At 55.0% G+C, this 23,470-nt stretch carries 25 protein-coding genes; 1 reads left to right on the forward strand and 24 read right to left on the reverse strand.

All coding sequences use genetic code 11. The features are described 5' to 3' along the window. Positions 1-15: 15 nt before the first annotated feature. The 3 genes from AB6T85_RS03730 to AB6T85_RS03740 all read right to left on the reverse strand — a co-directional run bounded on the left by AB6T85_RS03730 (position 16) and on the right by AB6T85_RS03740 (position 4,521). Positions 16-1,707 carry a ShlB/FhaC/HecB family hemolysin secretion/activation protein gene (locus AB6T85_RS03730; RefSeq protein ID WP_369894847.1) on the reverse strand — a complete coding sequence of 564 codons (1,692 nt, stop codon included), beginning with the start codon at positions 1,705-1,707 and terminating at the stop codon, positions 16-18. A 708-nt stretch (positions 1,708-2,415) separates the two neighbouring features. Then, entirely contained in the window at positions 2,416-2,961 is a 546-nt protein-coding gene (locus AB6T85_RS03735) for a glycine zipper 2TM domain-containing protein (protein ID WP_125290754.1), read from the reverse strand. 255 nt (positions 2,962-3,216) lie between these two features. After that, positions 3,217-4,521 (reverse strand): NAD(P)/FAD-dependent oxidoreductase, encoded by a 1,305-nt coding sequence (locus tag AB6T85_RS03740; protein ID WP_369894848.1) that lies wholly within the window; start codon positions 4,519-4,521, stop codon positions 3,217-3,219. 532 nt (positions 4,522-5,053) lie between these two features. Here AB6T85_RS03740 and AB6T85_RS03745 point away from each other — a divergent pair. Beyond that, a complete protein-coding gene (locus AB6T85_RS03745; RefSeq protein ID WP_369894849.1) occupies positions 5,054-5,656 on the forward strand; it encodes a carbonic anhydrase in 603 nt (200 codons plus the stop codon). A 259-nt stretch (positions 5,657-5,915) separates the two neighbouring features. Here AB6T85_RS03745 and ycfP read toward each other — a convergent pair whose 3' ends face one another. From ycfP to rpmF, 21 genes are all read right to left on the reverse strand, one after another. Continuing rightward, positions 5,916-6,458 carry an alpha/beta hydrolase YcfP gene (gene ycfP / locus AB6T85_RS03750; RefSeq protein WP_253454581.1) on the reverse strand — a complete coding sequence of 181 codons (543 nt, stop codon included), beginning with the start codon at positions 6,456-6,458 and terminating at the stop codon, positions 5,916-5,918. Positions 6,459-6,482: 24 nt separating this feature from the next. Beyond that, positions 6,483-7,502, reverse strand: coding sequence for a beta-N-acetylhexosaminidase (gene nagZ / locus AB6T85_RS03755; protein WP_301252738.1), 1,020 nt, complete (start codon positions 7,500-7,502; stop codon positions 6,483-6,485). Between the two features lie 10 nt (positions 7,503-7,512). After that, the gene (gene thiK / locus AB6T85_RS03760; protein WP_369894850.1) at positions 7,513-8,355 is read right to left on the reverse strand and encodes a thiamine kinase; all 843 of its coding nucleotides are present in this window, start codon (positions 8,353-8,355) and stop codon (positions 7,513-7,515) included. Beyond that, a complete protein-coding gene (lpoB, locus tag AB6T85_RS03765; protein ID WP_369895041.1) occupies positions 8,339-8,902 on the reverse strand; it encodes a penicillin-binding protein activator LpoB in 564 nt (187 codons plus the stop codon). The genes thiK and lpoB overlap by 17 nt, the downstream gene beginning before the upstream one ends. A gap of 44 nt (positions 8,903-8,946) precedes the next feature. Next, positions 8,947-9,312, reverse strand: a complete 366-nt coding sequence (locus AB6T85_RS03770) for a YcfL family putative periplasmic lipoprotein (protein WP_253461015.1) — start codon at positions 9,310-9,312, stop codon at positions 8,947-8,949. Positions 9,313-9,330: 18 nt separating this feature from the next. Beyond that, on the reverse strand, positions 9,331-9,681 hold the full coding sequence (gene hinT, locus AB6T85_RS03775) for a purine nucleoside phosphoramidase (RefSeq protein WP_253454585.1): 351 nt from the start codon (positions 9,679-9,681) through the stop codon (positions 9,331-9,333). Positions 9,682-10,055: 374 nt separating this feature from the next. Beyond that, positions 10,056-11,489 carry a PTS glucose transporter subunit IIBC gene (gene ptsG, locus AB6T85_RS03780; protein WP_253454588.1) on the reverse strand — a complete coding sequence of 478 codons (1,434 nt, stop codon included), beginning with the start codon at positions 11,487-11,489 and terminating at the stop codon, positions 10,056-10,058. A gap of 291 nt (positions 11,490-11,780) precedes the next feature. Next, complete coding sequence (locus AB6T85_RS03785; RefSeq protein ID WP_301729736.1) at positions 11,781-12,572, reverse strand: metal-dependent hydrolase; 792 nt, start codon at positions 12,570-12,572, stop codon at positions 11,781-11,783. 17 nt (positions 12,573-12,589) lie between these two features. Next, positions 12,590-13,576, reverse strand: coding sequence for a DNA polymerase III subunit delta' (gene holB / locus AB6T85_RS03790; protein ID WP_369894851.1), 987 nt, complete (start codon positions 13,574-13,576; stop codon positions 12,590-12,592). After that, on the reverse strand, positions 13,573-14,205 hold the full coding sequence (gene tmk / locus AB6T85_RS03795) for a dTMP kinase (RefSeq protein WP_253454591.1): 633 nt from the start codon (positions 14,203-14,205) through the stop codon (positions 13,573-13,575). Before tmk ends, holB begins: the two co-directional genes overlap by 4 nt. Continuing rightward, positions 14,195-15,214, reverse strand: a complete 1,020-nt coding sequence (gene mltG, locus AB6T85_RS03800; RefSeq protein ID WP_253454592.1) for an endolytic transglycosylase MltG — start codon at positions 15,212-15,214, stop codon at positions 14,195-14,197. The genes tmk and mltG overlap by 11 nt, the downstream gene beginning before the upstream one ends. Next, entirely contained in the window at positions 15,211-16,023 is an 813-nt protein-coding gene (pabC, locus tag AB6T85_RS03805; protein ID WP_369894853.1) for an aminodeoxychorismate lyase, read from the reverse strand. The genes mltG and pabC overlap by 4 nt, the downstream gene beginning before the upstream one ends. Positions 16,024-16,229: 206 nt before the next feature. Beyond that, a complete protein-coding gene (locus AB6T85_RS03810) occupies positions 16,230-16,655 on the reverse strand; it encodes a hypothetical protein (protein ID WP_369894854.1) in 426 nt (141 codons plus the stop codon). Continuing rightward, a complete protein-coding gene (locus AB6T85_RS03815; protein ID WP_369894855.1) occupies positions 16,648-17,349 on the reverse strand; it encodes a hypothetical protein in 702 nt (233 codons plus the stop codon). The genes AB6T85_RS03810 and AB6T85_RS03815 overlap by 8 nt, the downstream gene beginning before the upstream one ends. A 506-nt stretch (positions 17,350-17,855) precedes the next feature. Then, complete coding sequence (fabF, locus tag AB6T85_RS03820) at positions 17,856-19,097, reverse strand: beta-ketoacyl-ACP synthase II (protein WP_125290770.1); 1,242 nt, start codon at positions 19,095-19,097, stop codon at positions 17,856-17,858. Positions 19,098-19,185: 88 nt separating this feature from the next. Then, entirely contained in the window at positions 19,186-19,422 is a 237-nt protein-coding gene (acpP, locus tag AB6T85_RS03825; RefSeq protein WP_004157115.1) for an acyl carrier protein, read from the reverse strand. Positions 19,423-19,576: 154 nt separating this feature from the next. Continuing rightward, on the reverse strand, positions 19,577-20,311 hold the full coding sequence (fabG, locus tag AB6T85_RS03830; RefSeq protein WP_125290771.1) for a 3-oxoacyl-ACP reductase FabG: 735 nt from the start codon (positions 20,309-20,311) through the stop codon (positions 19,577-19,579). Between the two features lie 13 nt (positions 20,312-20,324). After that, positions 20,325-21,254: an ACP S-malonyltransferase gene (gene fabD / locus AB6T85_RS03835; protein WP_301252721.1), complete on the reverse strand. Its 930-nt coding sequence runs from the start codon at positions 21,252-21,254 to the stop codon at positions 20,325-20,327. 16 nt (positions 21,255-21,270) lie between these two features. Next, on the reverse strand, positions 21,271-22,224 hold the full coding sequence (locus tag AB6T85_RS03840) for a beta-ketoacyl-ACP synthase III (RefSeq protein ID WP_125290773.1): 954 nt from the start codon (positions 22,222-22,224) through the stop codon (positions 21,271-21,273). A 6-nt stretch (positions 22,225-22,230) separates the two neighbouring features. Continuing rightward, positions 22,231-23,262 carry a phosphate acyltransferase PlsX gene (gene plsX, locus AB6T85_RS03845; RefSeq protein WP_253454595.1) on the reverse strand — a complete coding sequence of 344 codons (1,032 nt, stop codon included), beginning with the start codon at positions 23,260-23,262 and terminating at the stop codon, positions 22,231-22,233. A gap of 23 nt (positions 23,263-23,285) precedes the next feature. Then, positions 23,286-23,456, reverse strand: a complete 171-nt coding sequence (rpmF, locus tag AB6T85_RS03850; RefSeq protein WP_013025362.1) for a 50S ribosomal protein L32 — start codon at positions 23,454-23,456, stop codon at positions 23,286-23,288. Between the last annotated feature and the right edge of the window lie 14 nt (positions 23,457-23,470).

Consider the following 23,470-nt stretch of genomic DNA (forward strand, 5'->3'; position numbering starts at 1 on the left):
GGCAAAAGAAGCGGGTCAGTAGTTCCAGTTCAGGCTGAAGCCAAAGGTTGCCGGATCGGTTTTAAATCCCTCTGGTTTTGAGAGCGGGATCCCGGCAAAAAGGTCATAGCTAAGGTTGACGGGCGCGATGACGCCGCGTAGCCCCGTTACGCCTCCGGCCAGATGGCGTCCGGGCAAACCGCCCTGGATTGCGCTGTTGCCGCTGACTTCGCCATAGTCGACCCCAAGATAGAACTCCTGGGCAGGCAGCGGCGTCTGCCAGGCCAGCGTATTCTGTAGCGTCCAGCCACGGCTGGCGCTCAGGGTGCGCTCGCCATCAAAGCCGCGCACCGTCCAGCGGTTGCCGATAGCAAACTCATCCTGCGGCGTCAGCGGCGTGTTACTCACCTGCCGACGATATTGAATGTTGTAATTAAAACGCTGAGTGCTCAGTGAGAATGGCACCGTCAGCGCCGCCTGCCAGGTCAGTATTTTTGACAGCGCGGTCGCATAGGTGCTGTCGTGATAAGACTCTTCCCAGGCCGGTAAGGCGCCAAACCAGCGCGTGCCGCGCTGATAGCTGACTCCGGCATCAAGCGTGGCCGGACCAATATAGTGGCGATGCGACAGCCCTAACCGCCAGGCGCTGGTACGGCGCTGCTGGCTGACGACCTCGGTATCGTTGATAAAATTGCGTGACTCTTTTACCAGCACATCGTAGGTGGCGAGAGTTTTAGAAGAAGCGTTGCGGTGCAGCACCCGGCTGGCCTGCACATCAAGCGAACGGCTTTTCCCGGCATAGAGAAAATCGCGGCTGTAGCCAGCCACCGTTTGGTGGTAGTCGTAATCGCTGGCGGTCAGCCCAAACTGCCACCAGCCCACCGGCACCGAATAGTGTCCGGTCAGGCTTTTGCTGCTTTTTCTGCCGGCGAAACCCAAATCGCGGCTGGCGGTCAGGTAAAACAGATCGCTCAATGAAGTGGGATTATCCAGCGCCAGCATGATGCCGCTCTGATACCGTCCCGTGCTTTCCGTGCCGGAATCGTCCAGCCAGGCGCCAAGACGCCAGAAACGTCGCTGGGTGCGCTCGATAATAATATCGCTTTCGCCGGGTTTTTCTGCCGGACGTAGCGCCATCTTCGCCTCGACGCCCGGCAGGCGCTGCAGATTTTCCAGTCCCTGTTCGATATCGCGCAGATCCAGCAGATCGCCGGAATGCGCCGGCATGGTGGGATAGAGGCTGACGTAGCGCGAAGCGCCGGGAGCCAGCTCAACCCGACGGATTTTACCCGGCACAATCAGCAGCTTCAGCTCGCCCTGACGCAAATCCTGCGACGGCGCGAGCACCCGGGTTGTCACCCAGCCATGATTAATAAGACGGTTTTGCAGCGTGCCCATTAGCTGATTGATGCCCTGCACGCCTACGCAATGACCGACAGCCTGGTTTGCCAGCCGCTGCAACGGCACCCAATGCGGCAGAGCCTGCTGGCCGGATAGCGAGACGCGCTGAAGCGTAAAACAGGGTTTTTCAGCCGGAAAAGTTATCCGCGAAGGTGCGGGGAGCGGTTCGGCAAGACGGATATCGGGTGCTTTTGGCGCTATCTGTGCCTGGCGAGCTTTTTGCTGCTCCTGCTGATGCTGAATTTGCTCATCGCCCGGCGCTGCGTAAACCGCACCGCAGCCGGTTAGCCCAATAACAGCCAGCGCCGACTTCAGGCGCTTTTCCATTTTTCCCTGCATGACTATTCTGCCCGCCAAATATGTAACAAAATGTGTATTACGTATTTTTATGCGCACATTATGCACCTGCCGGGCAAAAGCTCAAGGAAAAACAGAGAAAAACTTACAAAAAGCTTACATTAATAAGTGAGCGGGATTAATGAAACCAGTTAAGCGTTCCACTAATAGAAGGAGATTTAAGGGAAATTAAGACACGATTATTGAGAGGTTCAAAGGGGGACATGAATCAGCTAATTATAATTTTTTCATTAAAAATCAAACAAAAAAAACAAGAAAACCTCATATTATTTGCTTTAAAGCCCCGGACATAATGGATGGTTACAACCGCATTTCTGGAAATGATCGGAGGCTAATATTTATGTAACGCCCCTCAACCACATAAATTTAGCTTAAGTCATGCAGTTGATAATAAATTTCCTTAACCAACCGTTATAACAAGGTCAATGCTTCTACGGATCAATTCGGAAAGCGCCTGGTCTTTTTGTATAAGAATACGGTTGACCGCTTGCAGGAGGGACTTATAAAGGAGGTTGCAGGTGAGCAAATTCAAGTATCGTGATGAAAGGCATTGCAGGTGAGCAAATACGAGCATAGTGATAAAGGGCGCTGCAGGTGAGCAAATTCGAGCATAGTGCTAAAAAAACCCCCTCCGTTAAGAGGGGGCCGAGCGTCATGCTTTAGCAGAGGCCGGGCAACTTATGCCTGGTTCTGGCTGTTCAGGATCAGCTGACCGTTGCTGTTTAAAGGGATGCGTGTCCCCGGGTCGTTATCCATGCGGATTTTGCCCTGCTGGTCGCCAATTTTATAGGTGACGTCATAGCCCAGCGTTTTTTCCTGCTTATCGTAAACGGTTTTGCAGCGCTGTTCGGTGGTCGTGTAGGTATCGCGATCCTGCAGAGCGCCCTGCACCTGATTACCGCCGTATCCGCCTGCCAGCGCGCCCGCTACGGTAGCCACATCGCGTCCGCGTCCGCCGCCAAACTGATGACCCAGCACGCCGCCCGCCACCGCGCCCAGTACGGAACCGGCGATACGGTTCTCATCCTGCACGGCACGCCGGTGAGTCAGCGTGACGTTACGGCACTCCTGACGCGGATTTTTCGTCGTCTCTTTAATTGGCGTGGCGGAGAGCACCTGAGCAAACTGCGGCTCACGCTCGAATACATTCATGCCTGCTACAGCGGCAACGCCCAGCGCGGCCGCTACGCCAATTCCGATACCTGCCAACATTGATTTATTCACAGGGCTGTCTCCTGAAACGGTTATTACGCATCGTCGCCAGCCGCAGAGTCCGGGCCATACGCGACGCGCTTTGTCCGGTAAAGTGTGCTTATCAGGACCAGTTATGACAATAAGAATTCAGGACGAAATAAATGTTTAAAGTCAAATGCAAAAGCTTTTAAGAGAGTTCTTAGGAGGGATGCGGCAGAAGAAGGGCTTATAACGACGGTATCGTTATAAGCCCTGTTACTATAGATCAGGCGGTCCTGATTTTACTTAGTGCAGCTTAAGGCGCGGACGGATAACCCGGTTAATGCTGCCCACCAGCATCATCAGGCCGGTTTTAAAGTAGCCGTGCAGAGCGACCTGGTGCATACGATAAAGCGAAATATAGACAAAGCGCGCGATGCGTCCTTCAACCATCATTGAACCGCGCATCAGGTTGCCCATCAGGCTGCCGACCGTGCTGAAACGCGAGAGCGAAACCAGCGAGCCGTGATCCTTATAAATATAGGCTTTCTGCTCGCGTCCTTTCATCTGTGCCAGAATGTTATCCAGCACGCGCGACGCCATCTGATGCGCTGACTGCGCGCGAGGAGGCACAAAGCCGCCAGAAGGCAGCGCACACGAAGCGCAGTCGCCAATCGCGTAGATATCCGGATCGCGGGTCGTTTGCAGCGTTGGCTGTACCACCAGCTGGTTAATACGGTTGGTTTCCAGCCCGCCAATTTCTTTCATAAAGTCCGGCGCTTTGATACCCGCCGCCCAGACCATCAGATCGGCATTGATAAACTCGCCCGATTTGGTATGCAGGCCATTTTCATCGGCGCTGGTCACCATCGTCTGCGTCAGCACGCGTACGCCCAGCTTAGTCAGCTCCTGATGCGCAGCGGTGGAAATGCGCGGCGGCAGCGCAGGCAAAATACGCTCGCCCGCCTCTACCAGCGTGACGTTCAGCGCGCTGTTGTTCAGACCTTTATAGCCATAGCTGTGCAGCTGTTTCACCGCGTTATGCAGCTCGGCGGAAAGCTCTACGCCGGTCGCGCCGCCGCCGACGATAGCAATATTCACCTGCTCCTGGCGCCCTTCGCTGGCGGAGAATTTCAGGAACAGGTTCAGCATTTCATTATGGAAACGGCGCGCCTGGTGCGGGTTATCCAGGAAAATGCAGTGATCCTTAACGCCCGGCGTGCCGAAGTCATTGGAGGTGCTGCCCAGCGCCATGACCAGCGTGTCGTACGCCACTTCGCGTTCCGGCACCAGCAGCTCGCCCTGCTCGTTGCGGATTTCCGCCAGCTGTAATTTTTTATTGTCCCGATCGATTTCGGTCAGCGTGCCCAGCTGGAACTGGAAGTGATGATTGCGGGCGTGGGCCAGATAGCTCAGCGCGTCAATCCCTTCATCCAGCGATCCGGTCGCGACTTCGTGCAGCAGCGGCTTCCAGAGATGGCTGTGATTACGGTCCACCAGGGTTATTTCCGCCTTTTTTTTCCGTCCCAGTTTCTGACCAAGCTGTGTCGCCAGCTCAAGCCCGCCGGCTCCTCCGCCGACAATAACAATCTTCTTCATTGGTGTAGTCAAACGACCCCCTTAAATTGTGAACCAGTCGTTAATTAAAGGTTAAATAATATCCTTAATTAACATAGGGTTGGCGATTTATTCGCTATCTGCAGGCAGAATAGCACGCGGGAAATCGGCCGTCCTGTAAAAATTGATACAGGTCAATTTTTTTCAACCATTTCTTATTAGCACGCTGTTTTTGCTGAATAATTTTCCGTGTTTCGGGGAGGATAAGGTGCGTCCGCAAGGCGTTTATTTCACCACCTGAGTGATTTTTTATCTCTGATAATGCGACTCAACAGGAATAATTGACCGATACCCGCTCCGATTGGGTGGAGTAAATATGACGTCCCCTTTTTCAGTTTATTTTATTGTCCTGCAATCACCTGTGGTAATCGTATTTAAATATATACTAAAAAAACCAAATCAAGCTCCAATAAAAAACCCGGCATATTTAATAGTAATTACCCTGAAAAACTTGCAGCAGGCTTAGTTATTAATATCCTCTTAAGCTATTCCGGCTATTCTGCCGAAAAAGGAAGAGGGAAAAGGAATGAAGATATTGAACAGACTGCTGGCACAAAACCGCAGCTGGGCGCAGCAGCAGGCAAACCGCGATCCAAATTACTTTTTAAATCTGATGGCCGCCAAGCCGCCGCAGGCGCTATGGATAGGCTGCTCGGACAGCCGGGTGCCCGCCGAGGTATTAACTAACGCTCATCCCGGTGAGCTTTTTGTGCACCGTAATATCGCCAATATGGTGCTGGAAGAGGATGAGAGCCTGATGAGCGTGCTGCAATACGCGCTCGGGCATTTGCAGATTGATACCCTGATCCTGTGCGGCCACTACGACTGCGACGGTATCCAGGCCGCGCTGGCGTTGCAGCAGGTCAACGCGCCGCTTTTTTCCGATCCGTTAACCCACTATCTGCAAAAACTGTACGACTCGCTTAACGACTGGATGGCTGTTTTCCAGCCTGAAATGAAAATAGCCACGACAGGGAAGGAAAAATTAACCGAATACCACCTTATGGCGCAGGCGGTGAATTTAATTAATGCCTGGCCTGTTAAATCAGCAATCAAAGCGGGAAGAGACATCGCTATTTACGGGTGCGTACATGAGCTACACAGCGGCTATTTAAAAAGGCTGGTTTGAAAGGATGCTGATATAAACAGTCAATTACGTGGTCATAGCCAGGCAGGCGCGGTAGCCTTTCTGCTGGCTGACATGCCGAATAACAGCGTGGTGATTGTGGAACATGAAAGCGCGGCGTATCCGGACAGGGATATCAGCGACGTTAGCAACATTCGGCCAGGCCGCCGCCACGAGTAATATTATGCCGGAGCAGTGACCGATGAAGAAAAGCTTGTGAACGTTTGCTGCCCGCCGGGATAAGGCGGGCGAGCGTTAGCGGTTAGCCCAGCGTTTTAAATGCTTTGATCCGCTGCAGGTGCGAGGAGATGTTTTTGAATTTATGCGGCTGGTGGTCATCCCAGACGATTTCATAATAGTCACCCAACGTTGACGCGCTACGCTGGCTGTCCAGCGCCTCGTCGCGTCGGGAGAGGATCACCAGGCAGCGATCGCGGTTTTTTTCCCGAAAGTTGCTGACGCACTTGGTGGCAATATCCACATACTCTTCAGGCCTGTCGATTTTGCCCGGCATGTTTTCTTCTGGCCACAGGTTGGGATTGAACATTACCTGACGGATATCGTTCAGAAAGCCGATGCGCTCGGCCCAATAACCGCCTAACCCTACGCCGCAGATCAGCACGCGTTCATCGTCGCTGCTGCTCAGAAGCTTGTGGGTTTCATTCAGCAAATACTGCATATCATGTTTAGGATGCAGCGTGCTGTAGCTCAACAGCCGTACATCGGGATCGATAAACTGCAGCTGCAGCACTTTTTCATGATTGCCGGGACTGGTTGAATCAAACCCGTGCAGATAGATGATCATCGCCCTTCTCCTGTGGTGTATGCGTCAGCCTCGCTGCTCCAGCCAGCGGGTTTGCAGCTTGCTTAACGCCTGGCTGCTCTCTTTCCAGCGCGGCGAAGCCAGCAGCTGCTGGCGGGTAAACGTGCCACGATGGTACAGCTGCGTAGCGCGTTCGGCATTGATCGGCGACAGATTATCCAGCACGCTGACGGCGCCCTGACGGTTGTTGCAGACCAGGATCATATCGCAGCCGGCGTCCAGCGAAGCCTGACCGCGTTCGGCATAGCTGCCCATAATCGCTGCGCCTTCCATCGACAGATCGTCGGAAAAAATCACGCCGTCGAAACCCAGCTCTTTGCGCAGCACTTTTTTCAACCAGTGCGAGGAACCGCTGGCCGGATGCGGGTCTACCTGAGTATAGATAACGTGCGCAGGCATCACCGCATCCAGCCTGTTTTCGTCAATCAGCTGCTTAAAGATCTGCATATCGTGCTGACGAATCATCGCTTCGGGACGATCGTCGCGCGGCGTTTCTTTATGCGAGTCCGCGCTTACCGCACCGTGACCGGGAAAATGCTTGCCGGTGGTTTTCATACCCGCTTCATGCATGCCATCAATAAAACGGCGCGCCATCGCCAGCGCCACGGCAGGATCGTCATGGAAACTGCGTTCGCCGATTGCCGCGCTGCCGTGTCCTATATCCAGTACGGGCGCGAAGCTGATATCAATATCCATCGCGATCATTTCGACAGCCATCAGCCAGCCCGCTTCCTGCGCCAGCCTTGCCGCTTCGGCTTCGCTGTTCAGCGCGGCAAAAGATTGCATCGCAGGCAGGCGCGTAAAGCCTTCGCGGAAGCGCTGCACGCGCCCGCCCTCCTGATCGACCGCGATCGCCAGGCGATGACGCGAGGCCGCGCGGATCTGCCTGATCAGCTCCTGAAGCTGCTCAGGATCGTGGTAGTTGCGGGTAAACAGGATTAGCCCGCCCACCAGCGGATGCTGTAAAATTTCCCGCTCTTCCGCGTCCAGCTCGTAACCGAGCACATCTAACATTACCGGTCCCACAGATTACCTCTTATGATCGAACTCGCTGCCAGGCCTGTGCCGCCAGCGTATAAAACGTCTGTTCGCCGCTCTGCTGCCAGCGCAGCTCGTACCAGCTTGCCGCCAGCAGCGTCAGCCAGGGCTGCCAGCGCGCCATCTGCTGCCGTAGCCTTGCCGCATCCAGCCGTTGCAGCGCGGCATAGCGCTCGGTTAGCGCCAGCTGCTGCTCAGCATCCAGCGCGTTTCCTGCAACCAGCGCGGCCAGCTCCAGCGCGACATCGCCATCGCTGGCATACTCCCAGTCAATCAGCCGCAGGCTATTTTGCTGACGGATCAGATTGCCCGGATGCACATCCATATGCAGCAGCGCCCGCCGCAGCGGTTTTGGCTCGCCGCGCCGCTGTAGCCGCTGCAATGCCCGCAGCCAGCCGCAGTGCCGCCGTGCAGGCCGACTGAGCTGCCAGTAGCGCTCCAGCAGCTTTTGCAGCTGCAAAGGATAGCCGCTGAGCGGCTGTTGGTGCAGCCTTGCCAGCTCGCTGACAACCGCGTCCAGCGCGCCGGGAAAGGCCGCCTCGCTCAGCGCCTCGCCCGGCTGCCAGCCCAGCAGCAGCCAGTTATCAGCATAGCCGCAGGCGGCAGGCGCGAGATCGCAGCCGGAAAGCTTGCGTAAAATACGATACTCACGCTGGCGATCCACACCCGGCACGGGATTATCCTGTCGCTGATGGCGGGCCAGCAGCGTCGCCCTTTCCAGCTCCACCTTTGCCGTCAGCCCCGTCAGGCCGTGCAGCGGAAAAAAAGAACCGGCGGATCGCTCCGCCGGAAATCGTTGTTTAATCAGCCTGCTCAGTGCGGGATCAATGCTGTACGACACCGTTACCCGACCAGATGATTTCGCCAGTCTGCACCAGCATCAGCTGCATTTGCAGTTCCGGCGATTTTACGTCGCCCTTAGCGTTGGTATAGAGCACATACTGTGCGCCAACGTAGCGAGCCAGGCCGACGGCTTTACTGCGCGAGCTCAGGCTGTCTTCGGCTGACAGTCCCAGCGTCTGTTTAGCGGTAGCAAGCTGTTCAGGCGTCACCAGCTTGAACTGGGTGTTATTTTGCAGCGCGCTTTGCAGCGAAGCGGTGGCTTTGGCGCGTTGCAGGCTGCCGTTGGTGCTGTTTTTCACGCCGTCGATCAGCAATACGCTACCGGGCGTGATGCCGTCCGCTTTCAGCATTTGCGCCACCAGCGGCGTTACGCTGGCATCCCAGTTAATCGACCGCATTTTAGGCGGCTGCGGCACCGTTTCCGGCGGCGGCGGCTGGGTCGGCACGGGCTGCGGCTGTTCGGGAACCGGCTGCACCGGCTCGACGGGCGCGGGCTGTTGCTGCTGTTGCACCACACAGCCGCTAAGAATAAGCGCCAGCAACATGACGCCCGAGAGTTTAGCTATCTTCCTTTCCACGCAATAATCTCCTACAGATACAGGTAAAGGCGAACCTTACTGGCCGTCAGGTTACCCGTTTGCGACGATATTTCAACACTGCTATGCGGCGCGACCGTAATCTTGCGAGGCGCTTCGAAGGGCAGAATTTCCAGCCCTTTATCGTCATACCAGTAAAAGCGATAGTAGAGCGTAACGGGTTTTTCCTGCTGGTTATAGAGCTGCGAAGCGCCTCGCTGCTGCCCTTCATGCTCCGATATCACCGGCTCGCCGGTAAGGATCCCCGCCGACAGTACCGATGATTCCATAACCAGCGACTGCGAAGTATCAATGGTCGTGCGATCGCTGGCGCAGCCGCTCAGCAACGCCAGCATGGCGCCCAGGACGATAATCCGCATCATAGTGCCTCCGGCACGTTATTCAGCCAGCATCGGGCCCAGCGGACGACCGCCAACCAGATGCAAATGGATATGATAGACTTCCTGTCCGCCATGCTGATTGCAGTTCATGATCAGACGATAGCCGTCCTCGGCGATCCCTTCCTGTTTAGCGATTTTCGCGGCCACCACAATCATCCGGCCCAGCGCGGCTTCATGCCCCGCCACCGCATCGTTGGCGGTAGGGATCAGGATATTCGGCACGACCAGAATGTGCGTCGGCGCTTTTGGCGAGATATCGCGAAAGGCCGTGACCAGCTCGTCCTGATAAACAATATCGGCCGGGATTTCGCGGCGGATAATTTTACTGAAAATCGTTTCTTCAGCCATGATGCATGTCCTTAAGCTATGAGATGAGTTACGGCAGTATGAGCGAGATATTTGTTTTCTTTCAACCTTCCGCTGGCTTTTCTTTACTGTCTGCCGCTTTTCGCGGCGCTGACCGCAGATTTAACGCCTTACGTGACGCTTTGCGCGAGTAACGTTTGCCTGTTTCGGGTGTTACAAGGATAGCAAGAAGAGACGGCGGTCCGATGTCAGCTGCCGTATTGAGACGGAGCGATTATGCCGATGCTGGTGTTGGTGCTGCTGGCGCTTGTCTGGATTGGATGGATGAATCGCGGCCTTTTTGGCGGCTGACATTTACGCCGGATAAAAAAAGCCCCACTCGAAGGTGGGGCTTTTTGTTTTATCTTACCGATTGATTACTGCTTGCGGATGTACTCATCCATCTCGGTTTTCAGGTTATCGGATTTGGTGCCGAAAATGGCCTGAACGCCGGAACCCGCCACGACCACGCCCGCTGCGCCAAGCTGTTTCAGACCGGACTGATCCACTTTGGATACGTCCGCCACGCTGACGCGTAAACGCGTGATGCAGGCATCAAGGTTAGTGATGTTCTCTTTACCACCGAAAGCGGCTACCAGGTTAGCAGCCATTTCACTGGAATTACCTGCCGTTTGCGTCGTTGAAGTTTCTTCACGGCCCGGCGTTTTCAGATTCAATTTAACAATCAGCACGCGGAACACGGTGTAGTAAACCAGACCGTACAGGATACCGATAATCGGGAACAGCCAGATACGGCTGCTGTTGCCGCTCAGCACCACAAAGTCAATCAGGCCGTGCGAGAAGCTGGTGCCGTCGCGCATCCCCAGCAGGATACAGATAGGGAAAGCCAGACCGGCCAGGATAGCGTGGATCGCATACAGGACTGGCGCCACGAACATAAAGGAGAATTCGATTGGCTCGGTGATGCCGGTCAGGAACGAGGTCAGCGCGGCGGAAATCATGATGCCGCCCACTTTCGCACGGTTTTCTGGTTTAGCGGAGTGCCAGATAGCAATCGCTGCCGCAGGCAGGCCGTACATTTTAAACAGGAAGCCGCCGGAGAGTTTGCCCGCGGTCGGGTCGCCTGCCATATAGCGCGGGATATCGCCGTGGAAAACCTGACCAGCCGCATTGGTGAACTCGCCGATCTGCATCTGGAAAGGCACGTTCCAGATATGGTGCAGACCAAACGGCACCAGAGAACGCTCAATTACGCCGTAGATACCGAAAGCGACTACCGGGTTCTGATAGGCGGCCCACTGTGAGAATTCCTGAATGGCGGTACCAACTGGTGGCCAGATAAAGGAAAGCAGGATACCGATAAAGATCGCCGTGAAACCGGAGATAATTGGAACAAAGCGCTTACCCGCAAAGAAGCCGAGATATTCCGGCAGCTTGATACGGTAGAAGCGGTTAAACATATAGGCTGCTATCGAACCGGCGATAATACCGCCCAATACGCCCGTATCGGCGAGATGCTTCGCTTCGATCTCCCCGGCTGGCATATGCAGCACCAGCGGTGCTACGACCGCCATCGTTTTTACCATGATGCCGTAGGCCACCACCGCCGCCAGCGCAGAGACGCCGTCATTGTTGGTAAAGCCCAGCGCCACGCCGATGGCGAAAATCAGCGGCATATTGGCAAAGACGGATCCACCTGCTTCCGCCATAACGTGAGAGACAACGGCGGGCAGCCAGCTGAAGTTGGCGGAGCCTACGCCAAGCAGAATACCGGCAATCGGCAGCACCGATACCGGCAACATCAGCGATTTACCGACCTTTTGCAGGTTTGCAAATGCGTTTTTGAACATAGTGTGAAACTCCTGAGTATGGGTGCTTTACGCGCTTTTCAACGCGATATAACGGGGGGAGGACCCGCTATGGGTGGAGCGCTTTGCGCCCTCGTGATTTATTACGAACTGTAAAATAATTCCGAAAGCATTTGTTTGACGGTTATCACGTTTCACTGAACAACCGCCTGCTATGTAGTTTAATTCCCGGAAATTTGCCAGTTTTTGCCCATTGAAAAGCCGTATCGCCCGCAAAGAGGCGATACGAACTGCTTTTTTTACAAATTTATTACGAGCAATAAAATAAAGCGGTTAGTCTGTAAGGCGGCTCATCGGCACGTGGAAAAGGCGGGAGAAATTCGCTGTGGTGGCTTCGGCCAGCGTTTCAATACTGACGCCTTTCACTACGGCCATATAGTCCGCTACATCGCGCGTGTAAGCTGGCTGATTCTCTTTGCCGCGGTAAGGCACGGGCGCCAGATAAGGCGAGTCGGTTTCCACCAGCATGCGATCGAGCGGAACATAGCGTGCCGCCTCGCGGATCGTTTCCGCATTGCGGAAAGTGGCAATGCCGGAAAACGAAATATAAAAGCCCATATCCAGCAGCTTTTCCGCCGTTTCCCGATCTTCCGTGAAGCAGTGCAGTACGCCGCCGCACCCTTCCACCTTCTCTTCTTTCAGGATCGCCAGCGTATCCTCGCGCGCATCGCGCGTATGCACAATAACCGGTTTATTCAGATCGCGACCGATGCGAATATGCTCGCGGAAAGAGGCCTGCTGCTGCGCCATGGTTTCTTTCTGATAGTAGTAGTCCAGCCCGGTTTCGCCCATGGCGATAACACGCTCGTCGGCGGCCAGCTGGCGCAGCTCGGCAAAATCATAAGGTTCATCCTGATTGAGCGGATGCACGCCGCAGGAGTACGCCACGTTGGGACGATCGCCAATCAGGTCGGTCATCGCTTTATAGCCGGGCAGCGTGGTTGCTACCGCCAGCATAAACTTCACGTCGCGTGCGGCGGCTTTCGCCAGCACGTCATCCACATCGCGGTGTAGGCTTTCATAATTCAGGCCGTCAAGATGACAGTGGGAATCTACTAAAAACATAATTATTCTCTGGTTCGTTAGCCGACCACGGAAGCATGGAGCATTTGCTCCCACGCCAGCAGCTGGTCGGTCAATAAGAGTTCACGGTTTACGGCCACCACGTTCAGCAGGCGATCGCGGCACAGGAACCATTGGCGAATGCTCTCATCCAGCGCGCTGGCCGGTAGCTGACGGGCAACCTCCGCCACCAGCGTCTGGCTGTCGGCATTGGCGATAAAGCGCCCGCCGCCCTGCTGCCATTTCAGCGCATCCACCAGCAGCGCGCAAAGCCAGCCGGTACGCGCCGCCGCGTCGTCGTGGTTCAGAACGGGCAGCAAGGATAGCATATCTTTTTGCAGCGCCCCCGGCAGCGCCTCGCACAGCGCCTGCCGCGCCGCCCAGCTTTTTTCCAGCAGCGTTTGCGCCGCTGCAGGCGCGCCGCCGCTTAGCCGCAGCGCGGTCAGGCAATCCTGCTGTGATGCGCCAGCCTGCTTTTGCAGCCAGCTCAGGCTTTGCGTCTCGTCCGGCGCGGCCAGGTGAACGCTTTGACAGCGGCTGCGCAGCGTGGCCAGCAGCTGTGAAGGCTGCTGGCAGCAGAGCAAAAACCAGGTGTTCACCGGCGGCTCTTCCAGCGTTTTCAGCAGCGCGTTGGCGGCGGCCTCCGTCAGCTGAGCGGCATCGGGCAGCCAGACCACTTTCGCTCCGCCCTGCTGGGCATGATGGAAGAGCTTCTCCGTAACGCCGCGCACCGCATCAATACCCAGCGAGCTTTTGCCCTTTTCCGCCGTCAGTTCGTACCAGTCCGGATGCGTATGGGCCTGCATCAAACGACAGGCGTGGCACTCTCCGCAGCTTTTCAGCCCGTCTCTGCGCTGGCACATCAGCCAGCGGCTGATCCCCCAGACCAGCGAGGCATCGCCCATGCCCGGCAGCGCCTGGAGCAGCAGCGCGTGGTGTCCGCGTCCGGCCTGATGCTGGCCGACGATCTGCCGGTAAGGCTGGTTAAGCCACGGATACCAGATCATGACCGTACCTGTAGCCACTGCGCCAGCGTCTGTCGGATAGCGGCGGAGACGCCCTCTATATCCTGCGTGGCGTCGATAGTTTTAATGCTTTCGTCCGCGGCGGCCAGCGTCAGATAGCGTTCACGCGTGCGGGTAAAGAAGTTCAGCGACTCCTGTTCGATCCGATCTAATGCGCCTCGCGAGCGGGCGCGTTGCAGACCGATTTCTGGCGTCACGTCCAGATAGAGGGTCAAATCAGGCGCGAAATCACCCAGTACGCTCTGTTTCAGCTGCGCCATCAGACGGATATCCATGCCTCGCCCGCCGCCCTGATAGGCCTGAGAAGAGAGATCGTGGCGATCGCCAACCACCCAGGCGCCGCGCGCCAACGCCGGTTTAATGACATTCTCCACCAGCTGCACTCGCGCCGCGTAAAGCATCAGCAGCTCCGCGCGGTCGGTGATCTGCTCGCCTTCAATCCCCTGCTTGATCAACTCGCGGAGTTTTTCCGCCAGCGGCGTGCCGCCCGGTTCGCGGGTAAAGACGATATCCTCAATGCCGTGCTGTTTAAGCGTCGCAACGATGGTATCCCGAGCGGTCGTTTTGCCCGCGCCTTCCAGCCCTTCGATAACGATAAAATTACTTTTCATTTTTTTCCTTGAGCAGCAGGCGCCACGCCTGGACCGCGCGATTGTGGCTCGCCAGGTTAGTGGTAAAAGTGTGTCCGCCTTTGCCGTCCGCAACAAAATAAAGGAAGTCCGTTTTTTCCGGATGCGCCGCGGCTTCCAGCGAGGCTTTGCCCGGCGTGGCGATAGGCCCCGGCGGCATGCCGGCAATCACATAGGTGTTATAGGCCGTCGGCGTTTCCAGATCCTTGCGCGTCAGCGTGCCTTTATAGCTGTCGCCCATACCGTAAATCACGGTCGGATCGGTCTGCAAACGCATTCCCAGCCGCAGACGATTGATAAATACCGAAGCGACCTTGCTGCGCTCTTCGCCCAACGCCGTCTCTTTTTCCACAATCGACGCCATGGTTAACAAATCATTTTTATCTTTATAGGGCAGCCCGTCCGCTTTGTTCTGCCACAGCGTATCGACGATTTTTACCATCTGGCCGTGAGCCCGCTCCAGGATCGCCACGTCCGTGGTATTGGCGGTGTAGGAATAGGTATCGGGATAGAACCAGCCTTCGACGTTTTGCTCCGACATTTTCAGCGTCTGACCCAGCGTGGTCAGTTTATCGTCAGCCAGCGTGTGTTTGATATAGGGCGCTGCGCGCAGCTGCGCCAGCCACTCCTGCATCCGCGACCCTTCGATAAACCGGATCGGGAACTGCGCCTCTTTACCGCTGGAGAGCAGCGCCAGCATCTGGCGTACCGTCATACCCTGCGTGAAGCGATAGGTACCGGCTTTAAAATTCGCCAGCTCCGGCTCCAGCTTGAGCAGCCAGCCAAACCAGATGGAATGCGGAATAATTTTTTGCCTGTTCAGCTCGGCTTCCAGCACCACGCGGCCCGATCCGGCCGGAAGCGTGAAAATCGTCTCATGGTTAATCGAGAGCGGCGAACCGGCCAGCTGCTTAATTTGCCAGTAGCTGAAAGCCAAACCGGCGATAACAAGCGCGACGATCCCGCCGACTAGTTTGCGTTTTACTGTCATAAATTTCCCTGAAAATCGTGCTCATTGATCCGATTAAACAACGTTCTTGAGCGATAAAACCGGTTGTCTATCTCCACTACCGGCAGCACTGGCATCAGCGCATTGGTGATAAAAATTTCGTCCGCTTGTTCGAGGATCTGTGGCGGTACGCTGACTTCCCTGACTCTGACACCCTGCGCGGCCAGCAGCCGCATCACCCGCTGACGCTGGATACCGTTTACGCCGGCCTGCGTCACGTCGGGGGTAAAAACTTCCTCGCCTTTACGCCAGAATAAATTTGCCGCACAGCATTCCACCAGCAGCCCCTGAGTGTCAAGGACCAGCGCTTCGTCAGCGCCGGTCTGCTCAAGCTCTGTGCGAATGAGTACCTGTTCCAGGCGATTAAGATGCTTGATACCGGCTAACTGCGGATTGCGGCCCAAACGGATGGTGCTTAGCGCCAGCCTTACGCCCGTCTGGCGCAGCTGATGATAATGCGTCGGATAGTCCGACAGCATAATGATGCGTGAAGCCTGCTGGCAGCCGCTGGCGCTGTAGCCCCGGCCGCCGACACCGCGAGAAACAATAACTTTAAGCACGCCGGTTGTACGCGTCGCGGCGGCTATCTTCATCTCTTGCCGCAAGGCTTGCCAGTCAACATCACGGATTAGCAGGCGCTCGCAGGCCTGCTGTAATCGTTCAAGATGCGCGCGCAGGTCAAAGACTTTACCCTGCTCTATACGGGCCGTAGTAAAACAGCCATCGCCAAACTGTACGGCGCGATCCCTGACGGACAAATGCTCCTGAGGCTGGCCGTTTATCCAGATCATCTGCTCTCCTTATTTGCTACGCGCAAGCTTACCTGCATCCTTACGCAGATCCACGCCCTTTTGAATCCTCAAAGCAGCGAGACGTTAAAACAAAAAAGGCCCGCTTTTGCGGGCCTGAAAATAAAACTAACCTACTAAAACATAAATAATTTTACTTCATAGATTATGTTTCTTTCCATACTCATTTTCAGGCCAGCAGGCTAACATTATGTAAAATTGTAAACAACCTGCACAATGACGGTTTTTTCCCCTCTCAATACTCCGACATAAATTATTTCCAGAGGATCTGAGCCACGCCAGCACACTGACTCTGCATCACATTCATTTTGTTGCTTATAACCGGCTGAAGCCAGATAATTATTAATTATATGAGTATCCGCAGTATCATAAAATTTTATTGCATAGACGTGCGTTGCCGGGCCGGTAATGTTGGCAAAATCGAAGTCATAGCGACAGGAAATACGCGGCATTTTTTTGAGGATATCAGGCGTATAAAAATTGTATTCACGTTTATCCTGTTCGGTATAGTGTGCGCTACCAGCAAACTCCATCCTTATGTAAGGCCAGGTACAGGCAAGTGCGGCAATAGCTACTATAAAAATGGGACAAAGTATCTTCAACGATTTACGCATAGGGTAATGTGCCTCCCTTTGCTTTATCAATGTACGAACCATCAGCGGAAGCGATACTGACCTTCCCGGAATGAAAGTCATCCCACGGCCTGACCCAGTTCATAAAATCAGGTAATACACCTTTATGCGGCCTGGCATTAGGGGATTTTTCAGGATCGGGGAAAAGAAGTGGTGAAAATGAATCGTTTTTAAAGGATCCTATTGGGCCGTAATGATCCCAACGCCTGAGCGCCTCTTTCTTACTAACAGGTCGTAATGCTGAAAAAACATCGTGGCTGGAAATGACGCGGTAGAACCCCAGTAAATCTGAAACCAAATCTTCCCCGCTAAATCCACTATCCGTCATAAGATTAAACGGAAACGAGGCCTGCAAACCTTCAAATTTCCGTGCCAGCGACATCATCATTGCCAGTGCAATACTTTGCCGTTCAGAATTAGAACGCCCTTTTTTAATGCGCCAGGTTATAAATTTACCTGTCCTGTAAGAGTGAGTCGGGTCAACCATAGCCTGCGAATAAGAAACGTCATAGCACGCCTGACCTGAGTGTTCTCCGTTATCGATTTTTCTCAACAGGCTTTTAATATCGCTACCCTGCGCATGACCGAGATCGACCCATCCAAGTACTTCAGTATAAATCAATCCATATCTTAAATGACTTTGGCGACCGTCAATTATATTTTGCCGTTTACTCATTTATGGAGCTCCTTTCCATCAAGGTAGCCCAAATAATAACCAGGAAATCACATCCCTTCCATCGACTATTTTTCCTTTCAGAATCAAGCCCACTGTAGAAAATTTTGGCTGGAATTACGCAAGCACACCCGGCGCGGTGCTGGTTTGTCTGCAAACTATTTATTCTGTCAAATTACAGGGGTGCGTACGCTGCAATGGCGGCCAGGTCTGAACGACTCAGTAAGCAACAGGCGACACTTTAATAGGCGTATAAAAACCCGCGCGCGAGTGACAATTTAGTCGATTAGAAGACTGGACTTCTGTTTAAGTGCGCTCACCTGCTGGCCGGGTTAATACAGAGTGCATCGGACGCGCATCAACAAACGAATGCAGAGGACTACATCTGTGGATTCCAGAGGAGCCGTGATGTACCAGAAAACATCTAAGATGCTGAATTGATAATAAAACAGGCGTGAATACTATACAAAAAAGGCCCGCATTTGCGGGCCTTTTTTCACAACAGACAATCAGATTTTCCGGAAGATCAGCGAGCCATTAGTGCCGCCAAACCCGAAGGAGTTGCACAGAGCGTACTCCAGTCCTTTAACCTGACGCGCCGTATGCGGCACAAAATCCAGATCGCAACCTTCATCCGGGTTATCCAGATTGATGGTAGGCGGAATGACCTGATCGCGCAGTGCAAGGATAGAGTAGATGGATTCTACTGCTCCCGCCGCGCCTAACAGATGACCGGTCATGGATTTTGTGGAGCTGACCATTACGTCATACGCCGCAGCGCCAAATACGGATTTCACAGCCTGCGCTTCTGCCACATCGCCCGCAGACGTCGAGGTGCCGTGTGCGTTGATATAGCCGATTTTTTCCGGCGACAGCTGTGCATCGCGCAGGGCGTTTTCCATTGCCAACGCCGCGCCCGCGCCGTTTTCCGGCGGCGAGGTCATGTGGTAAGCATCACTGCTCATGCCGAAGCCAACCAGCTCGGCGTAAATCTTCGCGCCGCGCTTTTTAGCATGTTCGTATTCTTCCAGCACGACGATACCTGCCCCGTCGCCCAGCACGAAGCCGTCACGGTCTTTATCCCACGGACGGCTTGCCGCCTGAGGATTGTCGTTACGGGTAGAAAGCGCACGTGCCGCGCCAAAGCCGCCAATGCCCAGTGGCGTACTGCCTTTCTCTGCGCCGCCAGCAATCATGACGTCGGCGTCGTTGTAGGCAATCATACGCGCAGCCTGACCAATGTTATGCACACCGGTTGTACAGGCGGTAGAAATGGCAATGCTCGGCCCTTTCATGCCGTACATGATAGTCAGATGACCGGCAATCATGTTCACAATAGTGGAAGGCACAAAGAAAGGACTGATTTTACGCGGACCGCCGTTCACCAGCGAGGTATGGTTTTCTTCTATCAGACCAAGACCGCCGATGCCGGAGCCGATAGCGGCGCCGATACGGTGCGCGTTCTCGTCAGTAATGACCAGACCGGCATCCTGCATAGCCTGCATACCAGCAACAACGCCGTATTGAATGAAGGCGTCCATCTTGCGCTGATCTTTACGCGAGATAAACTCCTCGCAGTTGAAATCCTTTACTAAGCCAGCAAAACGCGTTGCGTAGGCACTGGTTTCAAAATGGTCGATCGGGCTGATGCCACTCTGACCGGCAACAAGAGCATTCCAGGTAGACTCTACGGTATTGCCGACAGGAGACAACATGCCAAGACCGGTCACAACTACACGACGCTTAGACACGTTCGTCCTCCAGGGAGGGGATAAAAGAGAATCAGTGGGACCTACAGATAAAACTCAGGCGGTCGAGCGACCGCCTGGAGATGCTCACTTACGCCTGGTGACCATTGATGTAATCAATAGCAGCCTGAACGGTAGTGATTTTCTCAGCTTCTTCGTCCGGAATCTCGGTATCAAACTCTTCTTCCAGAGCCATTACCAGCTCAACGGTATCAAGAGAATCAGCGCCCAGATCTTCTACAAAAGAGGCAGTGTTAACAACTTCTTCCTGCTTAACGCCAAGCTGCTCGCCAATGATTTTCTTAACGCGTTCTTCGATAGTGCTCATACTATTAAATTTCCTATCAAAACTCGCTTTCGCGATGGTTTTCGTAGTGTATAAAATGTTGAAAAAGATGCAACTAAATCCCGGCTGGTCAAACCACGAATTTACGCTATTTTGCGGGCATTACCGCAAATAACGCAAATAGTTTTCGCGATTATCAGACCATATACATTCCGCCGTTGACGTGCAGCGTCTCACCAGTGATGTACGCCGCCTCGTCAGAGGCTAAAAATGCAACGGCACTGGCGATTTCCTGCGCGCCGCCTAAGCGACCCGCCGGCACTTCCGCCAGGATGCCCGCACGCTGCTCTTCAGTCAGCGCACGCGTCATGTCGGTTTCAATGAAACCGGGAGCCACAACGTTAACGGTAATACCACGTGACGCGACTTCACGCGCCAGTGACTTGCTGAAGCCGATCAAACCCGCTTTTGCTGCCGCGTAGTTTGCCTGACCCGCATTACCCATTGTTCCAACAACGGAGCCAATGGTAATAATTCGGCCCACGCGTTTTTTCATCATAGCGCGCATTACCGCTTTTGACAGGCGGAATACGGAAGTCAGATTAGTGTCCAGGATATCCTGCCACTCGTCGTCCTTCATACGCATCAGAAGATTATCACGCGTAATGCCAGCATTATTGACTAAAATGTCCACTTCGCCAAATTCTGCGCGAATATTTCCCAACACTTCGTCAATAGACGCGCTGTCGGTAACATTCAGCAGCAGGCCTTTGCCATTGCTGCCCAGATAAGCGCTGATTGCATCCGCACCGCTCTGGCTGGTAGCGGTACCAATCACCTTCGCGCCACGCGCGACCAGGGTTTCTGCAATCGCACGGCCAATGCCGCGGCTCGCGCCGGTCACCAGCGCAATTTTTCCTTCGAAGCTCATCTTCATCCTCTTTTTACTGCTCGATCGCCGCTGACAGGCTGGCCGCATCGCCGATCGCCGTTGCCGTCAGGGTGTCTACAATTCGTTTTGTCAGGCCGGTCAGCACTTTGCCAGGCCCTGCTTCCAGCAGCGACGTAACGCCCTGCTGCGCCATGAACTCTACGCATTCAGTCCAGCGAACCGGGCTGTAGAGCTGGCGAACCAGCGCGCTGCGGATCGCTTCAGGCGACGTTTCGCACTTAACATCCACGTTGTTGACGACCGGCACGGTTGGCGCGCTAAAGACAATCGCCTCCAGCGCGACGGCCAGCTTGTCCGCAGCGGGCTTCATCAGCGCGCAGTGCGACGGGACGCTAACCGGCAGCGGCAGCGCACGTTTTGCGCCAGCGGCTTTACAGGCTGCGCCAGCGCGTTCTACCGCCGCTTTGTTGCCCGCGATAACAACCTGACCCGGCGAGTTAAAGTTCACCGGAGAAACAACTTCGCCCTGCGCCGACTCTTCGCAGGCTTTAGCGATAGCCGCGTCGTCCAGACCGATAATCGCCTGCATGGCGCCCGTGCCTGCCGGCACCGCTTCCTGCATCAGTTTGCCGCGCAGTTCGACAAGTTTGATCGCTTCTTTGAAGTCGATCACGCCTGCGCAAACCAGCGCACTATACTCGCCCAGGCTGTGTCCTGCCAGCATTGCAGGCTGAGATCCGCCTTTTTCCTGCCAAACGCGGAAAATAGCAACAGATGCAGCCAGCAGAGCGGGCTGCGTCTGCCAGGTTTTGTTCAGTTCTTCAGCAGGGCCGTTTTGCACCAGCGCCCACAGATCGTAACCCAGCGCGTCGGAAGCTTCGCGAAACGTCTGTTCTACCAGCGCGTTTTCTGCCGCCAGTTCGGCCAGCATACCCACGGTCTGCGAACCCTGACCTGGAAAAACCATAGCAAATTGCGTCATTGTTATATCCTGTTAATCAAAAACGAACCAGCGCCGAGCCCCAGGTGAAACCGCCGCCAAAGGCTTCCAGCAGAATAAGCTGACCTGGCTTGATGCGGCCATCGCGCACCGCTTCATCCAGCGCGGTCGGCACAGAGGCGGCAGACGTGTTGCCGTGACGATCGAGCGTGACCACGACCTTATCCATTTCCATACCCAGCTTGCGCGCGGTAGCGCTGATAATACGCAGGTTGGCCTGATGCGGCACCAGCCAGTCAATCGCTTCGCGCTCAAGGTTATTGGCCTGCAGCGTTTCTTCAACGATATGCGCCAGCTCCGTCACGGCAACTTTGAAGACTTCGTTGCCGGCCATGGTGACGTAAGAAGGCTGTGCCTGATTCTCACGATCCTGGTTAGCCAGCGTCAGCAGCTGCCCGTAGCGGCCGTCGGCGTGCAGATGGGTGGAAATGATGCCCTGCTCTTCGCTGGCGCCAAGCACCACGGCGCCCGCGCCATCGCCGAACAGAATGATCGTGCCGCGATCCTCAGGATCGAGCATACGCGCCAGCACGTCGGAACCAATCACCAGCGCATTTTTTACCGCACCGTTTTTAATGTACTGATCGGCGACGCTCAGGCCGTAGGTGAAGCCCGCACAGGCCGCCGCCAGATCGAAAGACGCGGCGTCTTTAATATCCAGCATTTGCTGGATCATGCAGGCGGAGCTTGGGAAGGCGTGGCTGGAGGAGGTCGTTGCCACCACAATCAGGCCGATATCGTCTTTATCGATACCCGCCATTTCCAGCGCGCGCTCGGCGGCATGAAAGCCCATCGTCGCCACGGTCTCGTCGGGCGCAGCGATGCGACGTTCACGGATACCGGTACGGGTGACAATCCACTCGTCCGACGTATCCACCATTTTTTCCAGATCGGCGTTAGTCCGCACCTGTTCAGGCAAATAGCTGCCCGTACCGATAATCTTTGTATACATGTCCGCTCAGTCACTCTTAGGTAATACAGTTTCAAGGCGGGCGGCAATCCTATCCGGAAGTTGCCGCCGCACCGCCTGCTCTGCCTGTTCTATCGCCGCAACAAATGCGCGCTGGCTGGCGCCGCCGTGACTTTTTACCACGGTTTTGCGTAGCCCTAACAGGCAGGCGCCATTGTACTGGTCGGGGTTAAGATGACCGAAGCGCTTAGCCAGGCGTTTTTTCAGCAAACGCCCCAGCAGCGACAGCCACCAGGCCCTTTTTTTACCTTCTGGCGATTGCAACAGCGAAAGAAACACTCTGACCACGCCTTCCATTGTCTTTAACGTGACGTTGCCGATGAAACCATCGCACACAAGGACGTCCGTTTTCCCGGTAAGGAGTTCGTTGCCTTCGAGGTATCCAATATAGTTAATTTCCGGCGCGTCACGCAGAATACCTGCGGCGTCCCGAATCGTTTCCAGACCTTTGGTTTCTTCCTGCCCAATATTCAGCAGCGCAACGCGCGGTCGGCTGATGGCCAGCACTTCTTCCGCCATGACCGCACCCATTATCGCGAATTGCACCAGCATAGCGCTATCGGAATTCACGTTAGCGCCTAAATCCAGCAGCACCGTTTTGCCAGCCCGTACGTTGGGCAGCACGGTCATTAGCGCCGGACGCTCGATACCGTTTAACGATCCGAGCATGAGCTTGGCCAGCCCCATCAGCGCGCCGGTATTGCCTGCGCTGACGCAGGCGTCGGCCTGTCCTTCTTTTACCAGCTCAAGCGCCACGCGCATTGAGGAACCCCGGCTATGACGAATAGCCTGTGCCGGTCTGGCATCACTGGCAATAACCGACTCGGCAGGAATAATCTGTAGACGTTCCCGGAGCGCGGAATCAGCTTTTGCGAGTAATGACGTGAGTGTGTCGGGATCGCCGACCAGAAGAAGATGTAGCTGCGGATCGGACGCCAGTGCCTGCATTGCCGCAGGCACTGTCACGCAGGGACCGAAGTCCCCGCCCATGGCATCAATCGCCAGGGTCAAACGTGTCAAAGTATCGCCGGCTGGGCCGTGAGTTACTTAACGATGACCTTGCGACCGCGGTAGTAACCATCCGCAGTGATGTGGTGACGCAGATGCGTTTCGCCAGAAACTTTATCTACGGAAAGAGTGGCAGTGGTCAGCGCATCGTGTGAACGACGCATGCCACGTTTGGAACGGGTTGGTTTATTCTGTTGTACGGCCATGGACCTTACTCCTA

Source organism: Erwinia aeris (genome assembly GCF_041224955.1).
In the GTDB taxonomy this organism is placed as follows: domain Bacteria; phylum Pseudomonadota; class Gammaproteobacteria; order Enterobacterales; family Enterobacteriaceae; genus Erwinia; species Erwinia aeris.